The organism is Bacillus sp. FJAT-29814 (assembly GCF_001510715.1).
In the GTDB taxonomy this organism is placed as follows: Bacteria; Bacillota; Bacilli; order Bacillales; family Cytobacillaceae; genus Neobacillus.
In genome coordinates this window covers 198,703-214,458 of sequence record NZ_LMTJ01000004.1, presented here as the reverse complement: position 1 = coordinate 214,458, position 15,756 = coordinate 198,703, and the positions used below count along the sequence as shown (strand labels likewise).

At 46.7% G+C, this 15,756-nt stretch carries 15 protein-coding genes and 1 pseudogene; 15 read left to right on the top strand and 1 reads right to left on the bottom strand.

Annotated features, from left to right (window positions below):
* Nucleotides 1-82 precede the first annotated feature (82 nt).
* Nucleotides 83-613 (bottom strand): DUF2529 domain-containing protein, encoded by a 531-nt coding sequence (locus AR334_RS11350; RefSeq protein ID WP_066310130.1) that lies wholly within the window; start codon nt 611-613, stop codon nt 83-85.
* Nucleotides 614-814: 201 nt separating this feature from the next.
* Here AR334_RS11350 and AR334_RS11345 point away from each other — a divergent pair, with 201 nt between their 5' ends.
* The 15 genes and pseudogenes from AR334_RS11345 to AR334_RS11265 all read left to right on the top strand — a co-directional run bounded on the left by AR334_RS11345 (nt 815) and on the right by AR334_RS11265 (nt 15,578).
* Entirely contained in the window at nt 815-1,192 is a 378-nt protein-coding gene (locus tag AR334_RS11345; protein ID WP_066310127.1) for a response regulator, read from the top strand.
* A 313-nt stretch (nt 1,193-1,505) separates the two neighbouring features.
* The gene (locus AR334_RS11335; RefSeq protein WP_066310121.1) at nt 1,506-2,363 is read left to right on the top strand and encodes a class II fructose-bisphosphate aldolase; all 858 of its coding nucleotides are present in this window, start codon (nt 1,506-1,508) and stop codon (nt 2,361-2,363) included.
* 118 nt (nt 2,364-2,481) lie between these two features.
* Entirely contained in the window at nt 2,482-3,132 is a 651-nt protein-coding gene (gene fsa, locus AR334_RS11330) for a fructose-6-phosphate aldolase (RefSeq protein ID WP_066310119.1), read from the top strand.
* Nucleotides 3,133-3,376: 244 nt separating this feature from the next.
* Nucleotides 3,377-4,663, top strand: coding sequence for a UDP-N-acetylglucosamine 1-carboxyvinyltransferase (locus AR334_RS11325; RefSeq protein WP_066310115.1), 1,287 nt, complete (start codon nt 3,377-3,379; stop codon nt 4,661-4,663).
* Nucleotides 4,664-4,759: 96 nt separating this feature from the next.
* Nucleotides 4,760-5,719, top strand: a complete 960-nt coding sequence (glpX, locus tag AR334_RS11320; RefSeq protein ID WP_066310112.1) for a class II fructose-bisphosphatase — start codon at nt 4,760-4,762, stop codon at nt 5,717-5,719.
* Between the two features lie 285 nt (nt 5,720-6,004).
* Nucleotides 6,005-7,270, top strand: a complete 1,266-nt coding sequence (gene rho, locus AR334_RS11315; protein WP_066310105.1) for a transcription termination factor Rho — start codon at nt 6,005-6,007, stop codon at nt 7,268-7,270.
* A 190-nt stretch (nt 7,271-7,460) separates the two neighbouring features.
* The gene (rpmE, locus tag AR334_RS11310) at nt 7,461-7,667 is read left to right on the top strand and encodes a 50S ribosomal protein L31 (RefSeq protein ID WP_066310103.1); all 207 of its coding nucleotides are present in this window, start codon (nt 7,461-7,463) and stop codon (nt 7,665-7,667) included.
* A gap of 117 nt (nt 7,668-7,784) precedes the next feature.
* On the top strand, nt 7,785-8,414 hold the full coding sequence (locus AR334_RS11305) for a thymidine kinase (RefSeq protein ID WP_066310101.1): 630 nt from the start codon (nt 7,785-7,787) through the stop codon (nt 8,412-8,414).
* A gap of 272 nt (nt 8,415-8,686) precedes the next feature.
* On the top strand, nt 8,687-9,157 hold the full coding sequence (locus tag AR334_RS11300) for a hypothetical protein (RefSeq protein ID WP_172799210.1): 471 nt from the start codon (nt 8,687-8,689) through the stop codon (nt 9,155-9,157).
* Nucleotides 9,158-9,814: 657 nt separating this feature from the next.
* Complete coding sequence (gene prfA / locus AR334_RS11290) at nt 9,815-10,888, top strand: peptide chain release factor 1 (RefSeq protein WP_066310089.1); 1,074 nt, start codon at nt 9,815-9,817, stop codon at nt 10,886-10,888.
* The gene (prmC, locus tag AR334_RS11285) at nt 10,881-11,828 is read left to right on the top strand and encodes a peptide chain release factor N(5)-glutamine methyltransferase (protein ID WP_066310088.1); all 948 of its coding nucleotides are present in this window, start codon (nt 10,881-10,883) and stop codon (nt 11,826-11,828) included. Before prfA ends, prmC begins: the two co-directional genes overlap by 8 nt.
* A 158-nt stretch (nt 11,829-11,986) precedes the next feature.
* Nucleotides 11,987-12,493, top strand: a pseudogene (spoIIR, locus tag AR334_RS30360) (stage II sporulation protein R); the annotation flags it as partial.
* Nucleotides 12,494-13,155: 662 nt separating this feature from the next.
* Nucleotides 13,156-14,025, top strand: a complete 870-nt coding sequence (locus AR334_RS11275; RefSeq protein ID WP_172799209.1) for an ABC transporter permease subunit — start codon at nt 13,156-13,158, stop codon at nt 14,023-14,025.
* The gene (locus AR334_RS11270) at nt 14,022-15,020 is read left to right on the top strand and encodes an ABC transporter permease (protein ID WP_066310081.1); all 999 of its coding nucleotides are present in this window, start codon (nt 14,022-14,024) and stop codon (nt 15,018-15,020) included. The genes AR334_RS11275 and AR334_RS11270 overlap by 4 nt, the downstream gene beginning before the upstream one ends.
* A 111-nt stretch (nt 15,021-15,131) precedes the next feature.
* On the top strand, nt 15,132-15,578 hold the full coding sequence (locus AR334_RS11265) for a GNAT family N-acetyltransferase (protein WP_066310078.1): 447 nt from the start codon (nt 15,132-15,134) through the stop codon (nt 15,576-15,578).
* Nucleotides 15,579-15,756 lie beyond the last annotated feature (178 nt).

Genomic DNA, 15,756 nt, shown 5'->3' with positions numbered 1-15,756 from the left:
TGGTCTTTTTTGCCCTCTATTGGCGGATATCGAGGTTCTATTGGCGAATCGAAAAAACGGCCCCAATAAAAGGCCGTTTCACTTACAATTCATATTCCGCCAATATCTCATCAATGTTAAATTTCAAGCCGTAGTAAGTGTACAACGCCGCCATCGACGTTGGGTAGCCGAAGCGATTTCCCAGCTCATCTGGCAGCAGGCCTTTTGTCAGGCGCAAATCGATGTGGACGTCAGCCAGCTCGGTCAAGCCACCGGTACTTTCATCCATCACCGTGGATACGGCGACAAAGGGGATTCCTCGTTCTTGAAGCCGGGCCGCTAGGTTAACCGCCTCTTTATCGGCGGCAGTCCGTGAAAGGAGCAGCACCCGGTCCGCTATGCTGAGCTCAGGCAGTGCCTCTTCTGTTAAGGCCTTTGCGCCTTTTAAGGGCTCGACCCCATGCAAGGCTTCAAATTCAACTGCCTTCATCTCGTTGATGCCGAATAAGTAGATAGAGCCATCGCCGGCAGGAGCCTGGGCGAGCAGGCGGGCACCGTCTTCAAAGGAAAATTCCTCTTGGTCGGCGATTTTTTTAAAGACCCCGGTTAGCTGGGTCGTAAACATTTTTAACATGAAAATTCTCCTTTCGAGCCACAAGCGGCCCTTTACAACGAGTTTGCTGCTCTTATTATAGTATTTTTTAAACAAATGCCAAACTTCTTGCCATTTCCAAAAAAATACACGAGGGAAATGCAGGAGTTTTACTAGTGGTAGTAGAATCTATAATTGAACTATACATATTTTGTGTCTATTACATAGGGAAGAGGTGGATTTATGAAAGAGAAAGAGAAAATATTAATCGTGGATGACCAGTTTGGAATTCGAATCTTGTTAAATGAAGTTTTTCAAAAAGAGGGCTATAAGACATTCCAGGCGGCCAATGGCGTCCAGGCACTGGAGATCGTGAAAAATCACGCTCCGGACCTTGTTCTCTTGGACATGAAAATACCCGGCATGGATGGAATTGAGATTTTAAAACGGATGAAGGTCATCGACCCGGATATTCGTGTGATTATCATGACGGCTTATGGCGAGCTGGATATGATTCAGGAGGCCAAGGACCTTGGGGCGATTACGCATTTTGCCAAGCCGTTCGATATTGACGATATTCGCGCTGCGGTCCGCAAACATATTCCGCAGAAAACAAACTAATAATGGGAGTCGCTAGCTTACTCCCTTAAAGATGAATGTATGATGAAAAAAAGCAACCTCTTAGGGGCTGCTTTTTTTCAAACATAAAAGTAGTGGCGCTTACATAGGGAATGGTGTCGCTTTCATTATGACACTTTTCAAAACTCCGCCGGATTAATGGCAATTCATGCGCCATTTTGATATGATACATATTGGAATTTAACTGGCCGGTATCTTTTTGGAAATGATACATATTCAGTAAATTGGTGGGAAATCATGTATATGATGCACCTAAATCCAAAAGATATTGACCGAAATTTAAGGAGGAATATTCATGCCTTTAGTTTCCATGACAGAAATGCTGAAAAAAGCGAAAGCGGAAGGCTACGCTGTTGGGCAGTTTAACATCAATAACCTGGAATTCACCCAAGCGATTCTTCAGGCCGCACAAGCGGAAAACTCACCAGTTATTCTTGGTGTTTCCGAAGGCGCAGGCCGTTACATGTCTGGCTTCAAGACCATCGTAAAAATGGTTGAGGGCTTAATGGAAGATTTAAATATTACAGTCCCTGTGGCGATTCACCTCGACCACGGCTCCAGCTTTGAAAAGTGTAAAGAAGCGATTGACGCCGGTTTCACGTCCGTCATGATTGACGCTTCACACCATCCGTTTGAAGAAAATATTGAAATTACTTCCAAAGTGGTAGAATATGCCCATTCAAAAGGCGTTTCTGTCGAAGCGGAATTAGGAACAGTCGGCGGCCAGGAAGACGATGTAGTGGCTGACGGCGTAATCTATGCAGACCCGCAAGAATGTGTGGAACTGGTTAAACGTACTGGCATTGATACGCTTGCTCCTGCATTAGGTTCCGTTCATGGCCCATACAAAGGCGAACCAAACCTTGGTTTCAAGGAAATGGAAGAAATCGGAAACCTTACTGGTGTTCCTTTAGTCCTTCACGGCGGTACTGGTATTCCGACTAAGGACATCCAAAGATCGATTTCTTTAGGAACCGCAAAAATTAACGTTAATACCGAGAACCAAATCGCTTCTGCGAAAGTCGTTCGTCAAGTATTGGCTGAAAAACCAAACGAATACGATCCACGCAAATACCTCGGTCCAGCTCGTGACGCCATCAAAGAAACCGTTACTGGCAAAATGCGCGAATTCGGATCTTCTGGCAAAGCGTAAAAAGACAGATTTTGGTATTTTCTTGTAATTGTGATAAAATTGAACCGCCCTATCATTGGGGCGGTTTCAGTGTGTTAAAAATAGAATGAAAATTGAGTCGAATCAGGAGGCATAACTAATGAAGTTTTTTATTGATACAGCGAATCTTGATGAAATCCGCGAAGCGCATGAATTAGGTTTATTGGCTGGTGTTACGACCAATCCAACCCTAGTTGCCAAAGAAAAAGGCGTCTCTTTCCATGACCGTTTGCGCGAGATCACTGCATTAGTCCCAGGATCAGTCAGCGCCGAAGTCATTGCACTTGATGCGGAAGGCATGATCAAAGAAGGCCGCGAACTGGCTGCGATTGCCCCAAACATTACCGTTAAAGTACCGATGACACCGGATGGACTGAAGGCCGTTCATGCTTTTTCTAAAGAAGGCATTAAAACAAACGTAACGTTGATTTTCAACGCCAACCAAGCATTGCTTGCGGCGAGAGCAGGAGCAACTTATGTATCTCCATTCCTTGGCCGTCTTGACGATATTGGCCAAAATGGACTTGACCTGATTTCCACCATTGCAGAAATCTTTGCCGTCCATGGCATTGAAACTGAAATCATTGCGGCGTCCATCCGCCATCCGCTCCATGTGACCGAAGCGGCATTACGCGGCGCCCACATTGCCACGATTCCGTACAAGGTGTTAATGGGCTTGTGCAATCATCCATTAACCGATAAAGGCATCGAGGCCTTCCTGAAGGACTGGAATTCCCGCACAGAAGCATAGGGCAAGGCAAGTTTTTCCATTTTTGAGGTAAATTTTTATAATTTGGATACATGAAAATAATAATTTCGTGTAAACTAGAAAATAGGACAAACTGTCGGAATTTGACTTTTTACGTTAGGAAAATTTACCATTGGCTATAATAGATGAAAACATGCCGTGTGCCGGGCAGATTTTTTGGAAAAATCCGCCAACGACCTATCGATTTAAACTGCACTAGTTTACAGGGCGTAGAAGGGAGTCGAAAATGGAAAAACTTAAAATTGCCGGAGGCTATCCGTTAAAGGGAACCGTTCGAATCAGCGGCGCGAAAAATAGCGCAGTGGCGCTGATTCCTGCCACTATATTAGCTGAATCACCAGTAACAATTGAAGGATTGCCAAATATTTCAGATGTGGAAATTTTGAAGGACTTGCTGGAAGAAATCGGCGGCAAAGTCACGATTACTGATGATGAAATGACCGTCGACCCTTCCACCATGATTTCAATGCCGCTGCCAAACGGCAAGGTCAAAAAGTTGCGTGCTTCCTATTATTTAATGGGCGCGATGCTTGGTCGCTTCAAAAAAGCGGTCATCGGCCTGCCCGGGGGCTGCCACTTGGGCCCGCGACCAATTGACCAACACATCAAAGGCTTTGAGGCACTTGGTGCGCAAATTACCAACGAGCAAGGCGCGATTTACCTGCGAGCGGACGAGCTTCGCGGCGCGCGGATTTACCTTGACGTCGTCAGTGTCGGCGCAACGATTAATATCATGCTGGCTGCCGTTCGCGCCAAAGGCCGGACGATTATCGAAAATGCCGCCAAGGAACCGGAAATTATTGATGTGGCCACGCTGTTAACGAATATGGGGGCCAAAATCAAGGGTGCCGGAACTGATGTCATCCGGATCGATGGTGTCGATAGCCTGCATGGCTGCCGCCACACAATTATCCCTGACCGGATTGAAGCGGGAACGTATTTGATTCTCGGGGCTGCCGTGGGCGAGGGCGTATTGATTGATAACGTCATTCCGCAGCACTTGGAATCGCTGATTGCCAAGCTGCGTGAAATGGGCGTCACCGTGGAGACTGGTGATGACCAAGTGTTTGTCAGCGGTACGGACAAACTGAAAACAGTCGATATCAAAACGCTTGTGTATCCAGGATTTCCAACCGACCTGCAGCAGCCGTTTACGTCGCTGTTAACAAGGGCGACCGGATCGAGTGTGGTTACCGATACGATATATGGTGCCCGGTTTAAGCATATTGATGAGCTTCGCCGCATGAATGCCAACATTAAGGTGGAAGGGCGTTCCGCAATCATAAACGGACCTGTACAGCTGCAGGGCGCCAAAGTGAAGGCCAGCGACCTAAGGGCCGGCGCGGCACTTGTGATTGCCGGGCTAATGGCCGAAGGGATTACCGAGGTAACCGGCCTTGAACATATTGACCGCGGCTACAGCAATCTTGTTGAAAAATTGAACGGACTGGGCGCTACGGTTTGGCGCGAAGCGTTGACTAAAGAAGAAGTGGAACAAATGAAAAATACGTAACAATATATATGCTATACTAATCCCCTAATTGTGTTATATTATTATTGGTGACAAAGTGAAGCAAAAGTTAAGTAGAAAAAATGGGGGAATGAAAGCATGGAAAGAAGTTTAACGATGGAGCTGGTTCGCGTTACCGAAGGAGCAGCCTTGGCTTCCGCGCGCTGGATGGGCCGCGGGAAAAAGGATGAAGCCGACGGTGCCGCAACTTCTGCGATGCGCGATGTGTTTGACACCGTGCCAATGAAAGGCACTGTCGTGATTGGCGAGGGAGAAATGGACGAGGCGCCGATGCTGTATATTGGTGAAAAGCTTGGAACGGGTTATGGCCCGCGCGTCGATGTGGCCGTGGATCCGCTTGAAGGAACCAATATTTTAGCCTCTGGGGGCTGGAATGCCCTGGCCGTTTTAGCAGTAGCCGACCATGGAAACCTGCTTCATGCTCCGGATATGTATATGGAAAAAATCGCCGTTGGGCCTGAAGCCGTCGGTTTGATTGATATAAACGCTCCTGTGATTGATAATCTGCGGGCTGTCGCAAAGGCGAAAAACAAGGACATTGAGGATGTCGTGGCGACAGTTTTAAACCGTCCGCGCCATGAGCATATCGTTGCCCAGATTCGCGAAGCCGGTGCCCGGATTAAGCTGATTAACGATGGCGACGTTGCCGGTGCTATCAACACCGCTTTTGATAACACCGGTGTGGATATTCTGTTTGGCTCAGGCGGTGCGCCTGAGGGTGTTATTTCAGCCGTAGCTCTGAAATGTCTCGGCGGTGAACTAATCGGAAAACTCCTGCCGCAAAATGATGCCGAGCTTGAGCGCTGCATAAAGATGGGTCTGGATGTCACACGCATCCTGCGCATGGAAGACCTCGTCAAGGGTGACGATGCCATCTTTACCGCAACAGGTGTCACCGACGGCGAACTGCTACGCGGCGTCCAGTTCAAAGGTGCCTACGCATCGACTCACTCCGTTGTCATGCGCGCAAAATCTGGAACTGTTCGCTTCATCGAAGGCCGCCACAGTTTGAAAAAGAAACCAAACCTGGTACTTTAAGTATCTTATGTGAGGCATCCTCTGGTAGGATGCCTCACACAAAAAATAACAACTCCCAATCAATTCCTTCCAGAATGAATTTCCAATTAAATGTTCATAAAAAATTTGGTTGATTAATTTTTTGAAAAGAGGGTAAAATAGGAATTGTTTTAGTTGTTTTTTTCTGCTATTCTATTCATTTCTTTTCACTTCAATTTCATTTCCTCGAATCTACTATATTAACAATCATTTCTCGCCGTGAAAACGAACAGATATGACGGAAAAATTAAAAAGAGTGGTGTACACATGGACTTAACAATTTCAATTTTAGAAAACATGAAGCTGAAGGAGCTTTACGAGCTTGCGCGCGAATATAAAGTGACCTACTACAGCAAATTAACGAAAAAAGAATTAATTTTTGCGATTTTGAAATCCCGTGCCGAACAGCAGGGTTATTTCTTCATGGAAGGCGTCCTCGAAATCATTCAATCGGAAGGCTTCGGATTCTTGCGACCAATCAACTATTCCCCAAGCTCGGAGGATATTTATATTTCCGCATCGCAGATCCGCCGTTTTGACCTGCGGAATGGGGACAAGGTATCAGGTAAAGTTCGTCCGCCAAAGGAAAATGAACGCTATTTTGGTTTGCTGCATGTGGAAGCGGTCAACGGGGAAGACCCTGAATCGGCAAAGGAACGCGTATACTTCCCGGCCTTGACCCCGCTTTATCCGAACCGGATGATGCGGTTGGAGACAAGTCAAAAGGCGTTGTCGACTCGGATTATGGACCTCGTCGCCCCAGTCGGTTTTGGCCAGCGTGGTCTGATTGTCGCGCCGCCGAAAGCTGGTAAAACGATGCTACTGAAGGAAATTGCCAATAGCATTACCACCAACCATCCTGATGTCGAATTGATTGTACTTCTGATTGATGAACGTCCGGAAGAGGTAACCGACATCGAGCGTTCGGTTGCTGGCGATGTCGTCAGCTCCACGTTTGACGAGGTTCCGGAAAACCATATCAAGGTTGCTGAGCTTGTGCTGGACCGGGCGATGCGCCTTGTGGAGCATAAGCGCGATGTCGTGATTCTTATGGATAGTATTACTCGTTTGGCCCGTGCCTATAACCTGGTGATTCCGCCAAGCGGCCGGACTCTATCGGGTGGTATTGACCCAGCGGCGTTCCACCGTCCGAAGAGGTTCTTCGGGGCTGCCCGTAATATCGAGGAAGGCGGCAGCTTGACCATCCTTGCGACAGCATTAGTCGACACCGGCTCACGGATGGATGACGTCATTTATGAGGAATTCAAAGGCACTGGTAACATGGAACTGCACCTTGATCGTCAGCTTGCTGAGCGCCGGATTTTCCCTGCGCTTGATATCCGCCGTTCCGGAACGCGTAAGGAAGAGCTGTTGATTCCGAAGGATCATCTGGACAAGTTATGGGCAATTCGCAAATCGATGTCCGACTCGCCTGATTTCGCCGAGCGCTTCCTGAAAAAATTGCGCCAGACAAAATCGAATCAGGACTTCTTTGATCAAATCGGAGAAGAATTGAAAATGCGCCGCTCGTAGCTTTTACGGCGTAAACAGGATTTATTTTCCCAAAAAAAGACAGGCTGTTCCTGAAAGTCCCATCTTGCAAATGGCAGGGTCGCCTGTTATAATAGCTTCAGTGTGTTTTTAGTAATTGGGTGTTTGTTTTTAGACAGGCACTTTATATAACTCTGTTTCGAATGATTCAGGGCGGAAGGAGATGACAAGAATGAAAGCAGGAATTCATCCAAATTATAAATTAGTAACGGTGACTTGCGCATGTGGCAACACTTTCGAAAGCGGATCAGTGAAAAAAGAGATTCGCGTTGAAACTTGCTCTGAGTGCCACCCGTTCTATACTGGTCGTCAAAAGTTTGCTGAAGCAGGCGGACGTGTTGACCGATTCAACAAAAAATACGGCCTTAAGCAACAATAATTTTGCGCTCGAAACAGGCAAGCAGATTTTACTACTTGCCTGTTTTTTATTTAAAAAAATCGCGTTGTACATAATATAGAAAGTACATGGTTCGTAAGAGGAAGGAGACGCCGTTTTATGTATTTAATGAAGCAAACCGGATGGGTTGAGGTTATCTGCGGCAGTATGTTTTCCGGAAAATCGGAGGAATTGATTCGTCGTGTCCGACGCGCCCAATTTGCCAAACAAAAAATCGCGGTATTTAAACCAAAAATTGATAATCGCTACAGCGACCAATCTGTCGTATCCCATAATGGCTCTTCGTTTCATGCGCGGCCCATTTCCCATTCCATTGAGATTTTGCATCATGTCGAAGCCGACATTGATATTATTGCGATAGATGAAGTACAGTTTTTTGACGAAGGCATCGTGCGTGTCGTGCAGCAGCTGGCCAACAGCGGCCACCGCGTCATTGTCGCTGGGCTTGACCAGGATTTCCGTGGCGAGCCATTCGGGCAAATGCCGAGTTTGATGGCGATTGCCGAAACCGTTACTAAGCTGCAAGCCGTCTGTACGGTATGCGGCTCACCGTCGAGCAGAACGCAGCGGTTGATTGACGGCCACCCGGCTTCCTACCATGACCCGGTCATTTTGGTCGGAGCAGCTGAATCCTACGAACCGCGCTGCCGCCACCACCACGAAGTCCCAAAAACCCCTGTCAACCGTGTAACGGTCCAGGCAGTTCAAGCGGTCGAAGAAAACGTATAAATAATGTTGTTTTTAGAAGGGTGTCAGCTGCACTTTGTGAATATTTCACATGGTGCCTGACACCTTTTGTGTTTTTTGATGGTGTTTAGGTGGGGAATGGTGCCTGACACCAATAGCTGGTTTGCCACGGTGTTAAAGTGGTTCAAATGTTTGGAAACATTTCTCTTGTGCAGTTTTGTGTCCAGGGAGGGCATGATAGTGGTAGTGGGAGGTGTTTTTTTGTGAAGAAGTGGATGTTTCTCACGGTTACTACGCTGATGATGTTAGGATTGATGCCTGGCTGTCAGAATGGGCATAAGGCGAATGATGCGGATGAGAAAGATGAGGCTTATAATTTGCGCACGGACCGCTCCGAACCGAATTTTATGTCTAATCGTGATGAGAACCGGACGCCTGATTACATGACGAATCGAGGCAAGAACCGCCAGCACTATGTGGAAGATGATATTACCAACCAGAATCCGAACTTCCTTGACCTCGAAGGGACGGGAAGCGGGGGTGAGGCGGGTTCCAACAACCAGGGCAACGATATTAACAAGGCCAAGCAGGTGATCGCCGATACTGATGAATTTGTAACTGATTCCGTCTCAATTAACGGTGACCGCATGTGGGTTTCGGTTTATAAAAAAGGAATGCTCAAGAATCAGGACAAAATTAAGGCCGAAGCCAAACTGCACAAGAAGCTGGTTAGGGCGCTACCGCGCTATAATATTGAGGTTCGGGTACAAGAGGACCGTAGATAGCATGCTCTGGTGACCAGGGCATGTTTTTTTCGTGCGGAATTGGTAAGTTCGGGGGTGCTATTTGGGGGTTTTTGTTGAGGGTATTTGTTTTATCGGCACTTTTTTGAGGTTTACCGGCGGAAAAGGACACTTTACCGGCGCTTTTACCTGCTTTACCGGCGTCTGTACCTTTTTCAGACAACACCGCACACTTAACCTGCGAAAATTGGTATTTTACCGGCGCTTTTTACGTGTTTACCGGCACTATTTCGAAGTTTACCGGCGTTTTTTGGAAATTACCGGCGAGTTCTAAAATTGGACCGAGCCCGCTTGGGGTAACCTGGGTTAATTTTCGGACTTATCTGGGCAATTTTGTGGGTTTTTTGGTCGGTTTCCAATATATATTGGTCGAATTAATGATTTTATTGGTCACTTTCTAAAATATTTTGGTCACTCAAAACAATTCCGACAATTCATCTTCGCCCTTGGCCAAATTTTTTTACATTATCACAGCCCCAAAAAGTTCCTCCGGTTGAATTTGGTTTTGACTGCAGTTTTCACCTATACTATAATTATAATGTTATGGACAAAAATGGCTGCCGCCATCAGCCAAAATTAATTTTAAAAAAATGACTTATGTGAATATAGAAGTTTTCAAATAAATTTGAGGTGAATACAGTGTTTGATCGTCTACAATCGGTGGAGGATCGCTATGAGCGGCTGAATGAGCTGTTGAGCGACCCAGAAGTTATAAATGATTCAAAAAAGCTCCGCGATTATTCAAAGGAGCAGGCGGATATGCAGGAAACAGTGCAAGCGTACCGCCAATATAAGGAAGTGAAGGCCCAACTGCAGGATGCCAAAGCCATGCTCGAGGAGAAGCTCGATGCGGAAATGCGCGAAATGGTCAAAGAAGAGGTCCATGAGCTGGAGGCGCAGATTGAAGAGCTAGAAGGCAAACTAAAAATCTTGCTGATTCCGAAGGACCCGAATGATGACAAGAACGTAATCATGGAGATCCGCGGTGCAGCGGGCGGCGATGAAGCGGCCTTGTTTGCCGGCACGCTTTACCGGATGTACAGCCGCTATGCGGAGGCGCAGGGCTGGAAGACAGAAGTCATTGATGCCAATGAGACTGGTCTTGGCGGCTACAAAGAGATTATCTTTATGATTAATGGACAAGGTGCTTTTTCCAAGCTGAAATATGAAAATGGCGCGCACCGGGTGCAGCGGGTGCCGGAAACCGAGTCTGGTGGCCGGATTCATACGTCGACAGCTACTGTGGCGACGCTGCCGGAAGTTGAGGAATTCGATATTGAAATAAATGATAAAGACATCCGTTTTGATACGTTTGCATCGAGCGGCGCCGGCGGACAGAGCGTTAACACGACGATGTCAGCGGTGCGTTTGACGCATATTCCGACCGGGATTGTGGCGACATCTCAGGACGAACGTTCCCAGCATAAAAACAAGGACAAGGCGATGAAGATCCTCCGTGCGCGGGTATATGACAAGTTCCAGCAGGAAGCCCAGGCCGAGTATGACCAGGTGCGGAAATCGGCGGTTGGTACCGGTGACCGTTCTGAGCGGATTCGGACGTACAACTATCCGCAAAACCGGGTGACCGATCACCGCATCGGATTGACGATCCAAAAGCTTGACCAAATCATCGAGGGCAAGCTGGATGAAATTATCGAGGCGTTGGTGCTCGATGATCAGGCGAGAAGATTGGAAAATGCGGCAAATGAGTAAGAAGGTATTTGAAGCTCTTAAATGGGCTTCTTCTTTTTTAGTTGCGAAGGGACGGGATGAGAACGCGGGCGAATTGCTGCTCCGCCATTTCACCGGGATGTCGCGGGCGCAGTTGTTTGCCAACGTGCGCGACGACCTCCAGCCGGGGGTGTGGGAGCTCTTTGAAAAAGCGGTCCACGACCACGCAGCTGGAATTCCCGTTCAATATATCATCGGAACAGAGGAATTTTATGGGCGTAGCTTCGTCGTTACGCCAGAGGTTCTTATCCCCCGACCAGAAACCGAAGAATTGGTCTATGGGACATTGCAGCGGATGAAGCGGCTGTTTGACGTGCGTGACCCCGAGCAGGGGAAAATAAGGCTCGCCGATATTGGGACGGGCAGCGGAGCAATAGCAATCACACTTAAACTTGAGTGGTGTCCACCTGAGACGGACAAAATGGGCATTTGTCCACGCGCGGTGCCTGACACCAAAAGTGACGTCTGCACTATGTCTGTGTTGGCAACTGATATTGCAGAGCCGTCACTTGCGATTGCAAAGGAGAATGCGCGTCGCCTGGGAGCGGACATCGAGTTCATCCAAGGTGATCTGCTGGGACCATTCATCGAGCGTGGTGAAAAGCTTGATGTGGTCATATCCAATCCGCCGTATATTCCGCTTGGCGACATGGAGTCGATGTCGGAGGTGGTGACGGAGCATGAGCCGCATCGGGCGTTGTTTGCCGGGGCGGATGGCTTGGATTTTTACCGGCGATTTATGGTGGAGCTTCCAAAGGTGCTCGCGCCGAGCGCGCTCGTATGTTTCGAGATTGGGGCCGGTCAGGGCGAAGCGGTAGCGGAGCTTTTTCGAAAAACTTTCACGGACGTCAAGGTGGAGGTTGTCAATGATATTAACGGCAAGGACCGGATGGTGTTTGCGGAGATTGGCTTCAGGAGGTAAACCCCGGGCCTTTTTCTACCACAGGGCTTCGGATCGCAATCCGGGGCCCTTTTATTGTGGCAAGTCCCTCTCACTTTCTTAAAAATAGTAAAATTTAATAGTTTAAGATTCTGGCATTCTGTCCACAATGTTAAAGCAAAGGGAAGGGAGTGCCAGAGATGAGAGGGAAATTGGTAGTTTGGAGTTATTTGCTTGTTTTATCGTTAGCCACGATATTAAATTTATATATGCCAAAAACGGAGGCGGCCGAGAAGGAGTCGATTGTGATTCCGGGGGAAGCGATTCGGCTCCGGATTCTCGCCAATAGCGATTTTGAAAAAGATCAGGCCATTAAGCGCAAGGTGCGTGACGCGGTCAACGCGCAGATTACCCTTTGGGTGCAGGACTTGACCTCAATGGAGAAGGCGCGCGAGGTGCTAAATGCCAAGCTGCCTGAGATTCAGGGGATCGCGGAAAAAGTGGTGGCCGAGCAAGGGTCGGACCAGTCGGTGAAGGTCGAGTTCGGAGAGGTGCAGTTTCCTACGAAGCTGTACGGCCAGTATCTTTATCCGGCCGGAAAATACCAGGCGATTTTGATCACCCTTGGCAAGGGCGAAGGGGCGAACTGGTGGTGCGTGCTGTACCCGCCGTTATGCTTCCTTGATTTTTCAAATGGGGTTGCCGTAAGCGAGGGGTTCGACGAGAAGAAAGGCTCTAAAAAAAGTGCCGCTGATGTTGCGAAGGCTGAGACTAAACAAGAGGAGGAAACCTCAAAAAAGCAGCTACAGCGAGTAGCAGCGGAAACCTCAGTGAAGCAGCCACAGCCAGTAGCAACAGAAACCTCAGACAAGCAAACACAGCTAGAAGCTACTGAAAAGACGGACAAGCAGCCACAGCCGAAAGCGACAGAAAAAACAGAGAAGCAACAAGTCGCAAAGAAACCGGTTGAACAAGAGACAAAGCCGAAGCAAACTCAGAAAAAGTCCCAAGCAAAATCACCAGTTAAGCCCGCTGCCAAGACCGAACGCGAATTAAAGAAACAGAAAGCCTTGTTTGAAGAGGAAGCAACGGTAGTGGATGAGGCTGATTCAAAAACAGCTGCGGTTGAGAAACCTGTTAAAAAGAAGCCGACCCAAAAAGAAGACAAAAAGGTGTATGTTTCTGAAGACGAACAGCCGCTTGAAGTGAAGTTTTTTGTAGTGGAAATGTGGGAGAAAATGTTTAATTAAATGTAGGAAAGACACACGGGTTGGCAAGGCACCGTGTGTTTTTTTTTACGTTAAAAAAGGGAAATGGATTTTTTTGGAGAATTTAATATAGGTCTTTTTTACAGAGAGGAATGTTGAATTTGCTGAAAAAAATCTTGTATCTGCCGGTGCGGCTCATTTTGATCATCGCGGGGTTTTTATTTGTTGTAAAATTACCTTCCCTATTGGCGTTCAATAGTAAACAGGGAAGGACGGAGCTCCATTTTGCTGATTTTACTGAAGCATATAGCGCCGCTGTCAAATCATTCATTGATATGGATGGAATTGCGGAGCTTAAGTTATATTTTGCAGGTGAGGGGCTAAAAAGCTATTTATACACGATGGATATATTATCGATATCGATCCTTGTGGTGGCGATTGTTGGCATAGTCGGGGCAGTCGCCATTATGCTGCTTCCGCCAAAATTACGCAAACCACTCGTTGGCCTGGTCAATTTCACGGCTACAGCACCAGAATTGCTGGTTATTTTCCTGCTTCAATTTTTAGTCATTTATATTTATAGGACGTATCATATCAAGTTGTTCAGTTTATATGGTTTTTTTGGTGCATCCCCAAAGTTCGCTCCCATTTTCATTGCCTCATTTCTTCCGGCTGTTTTTTACATTCAGTTAATCGTGAGGGAGTTTTTTACGGAAGAGCAGCAGGAGTATGTTCTGTTTGCGCGAGCGAAGGGTCTTACTCATAAAATGATTTATTTGAAACATATATTACGCAACATCACCCCGTTCTGTTTCATCCATTTTCGGATTGTCATATGGTTTTTACTGACCAATATTTATGTGATGGAATATCTTTTTTCATTAAAAGGCTTTATGCTCGGGCTGTTCCAATTTTCCGATGCGGGCTATCTTATTGGGCTGCTGATGTTTGCGGTTCCGATTCTGCTGGCCAATGGCCTAGGTAAGGTGGGTACCTTCTTATTAAATCGAAAGGAAAAGATTACAATATGAACCTACTAAAATACAAACGAACCATCGTGGGAGTTACCATTTTGGCAGCCTTGTTGATTCTGAGTTTTTTGTATCCGGTGTCCGGCCCAAAGGACTATAGCAAGGTGATGTTTATCTATAATGACGAAGGGACCTTAATTGCCCGTGCACCCTTTCCGCCTTCACTAGACCATCCATTTGGTGTTGACCGCAATGGACAGGACATTCTTCTTATGATGATTTCGGGAGCGAAATATACGCTGATCATGGCTTTTGGGGTGACGTTGTTACGGGTAATACTTGGCGGAATCATCGGGATTGTCCTTTCCTTACGGCTTCGTCGGATCCTTCCGGCCGTGAAGGATTTTCTGCTCGTCTTTCAGCTTGTGCCGCCAATTGTCCTGATTTTGCCGCTTGTTTCTCTGTCAATGACCAATCAAGACTTCATTTATAGTTTCCTGCTCTACCAAATGATCCTTCTAGTTATCGTTGGCATCCCGGCAGTTATGACGGTAACGACGGATATCATTGAAAAACTAAAAGGGGAAACGTTTATTCAAAGTTCTTATCTAATGGGAGCAGGCCATTTCCATGTCTTGAAAACGCAGCTTAAGCCCTTTATAAAATCTTATGGTTTATTGATTGGGCTGCAGCATTTCATCAATTCGCTAGGGCTGATGATGTTTCTTGGAGCGTTTCGAGTTTATATTGGCGGCTACTCTATGGAAAAGGTGCTTGGATTAGACGTCCCGAATTCTTATACAAAGGAATGGGCCGGCTTAATTGGACAAAACTTTGGGGAATTTACAAGGGCACCGTGGATTGTGTTAGCTCCGCTGTTTTCCTACTTTTTTATTATCCTAATTATCAATATGATAAAAAAAGAACTTGAAATAGGGTTGGATCCAAATATAGCGGGCATTTCTCTTAAAAAGAAAACAGCAAAGGAGAAAACAAGAGAAGTCAAGAATCGGCCGACTAGTTCGGATTTCACATTGCAGCGACATCATACCTAGGAAAAACGGCAGGTTCGCCGTATCACGGAATTGGAAATTTAGTAGATTTTGTTCTACTTCCTCTATTTTTTCATAGTAATAGAGTAGAATCGAAAAAATGGGGTGTAGTGGATGCAGGCATTGATTCGCAAGGCTGGAAAAGAGGATCTTGAAGGACTGCGTGAGTTTCTGACAAGGGCAAAGCTTGGGACGGATGGACTGACCGAGGAGAGTATGGGGTCGTTTTTACTGCTGGAGGATGGTGCAGGTGATCTAAAAGGTACGCTTGGCATGGATGTATACGGGGAGTTTGGGCTGCTGCGCTCATTGGTCGTGTCGGCGGGACAAGCGGAGAAGGAAATTTTGACTTTGTTTGATCGGATGGTGGCGCTCGCCAAAGAAAAGGGATTGACGGGCTTGTTTTTGGCAACTAATAAAACTGCGGCCTTACCGTTTTTTGAATTGATGGGCTTTAAGAAGATTGGGCGCGGTGAATTGCCGGTGGCGTTTTACCAATCTGAGCACATTCGACAAGTTCTTAATGTGGATAACTCGTTGTTTTTGCGCTTTAGTCTCTAATAATGTGGATACAACTCCAAAGTTATCCACTTTTTCCGCTTAGTTATGCACAATTTGTGGATAACACTTGTATTTGTGCCCACCTTCTTTTATACTTGCAAACGTGCTTAGTCAAAAAATCAGCGTAAATTCGTCAAATTTCGATAAAAGATTTACAGATTTTAAGGGTGGATAAATC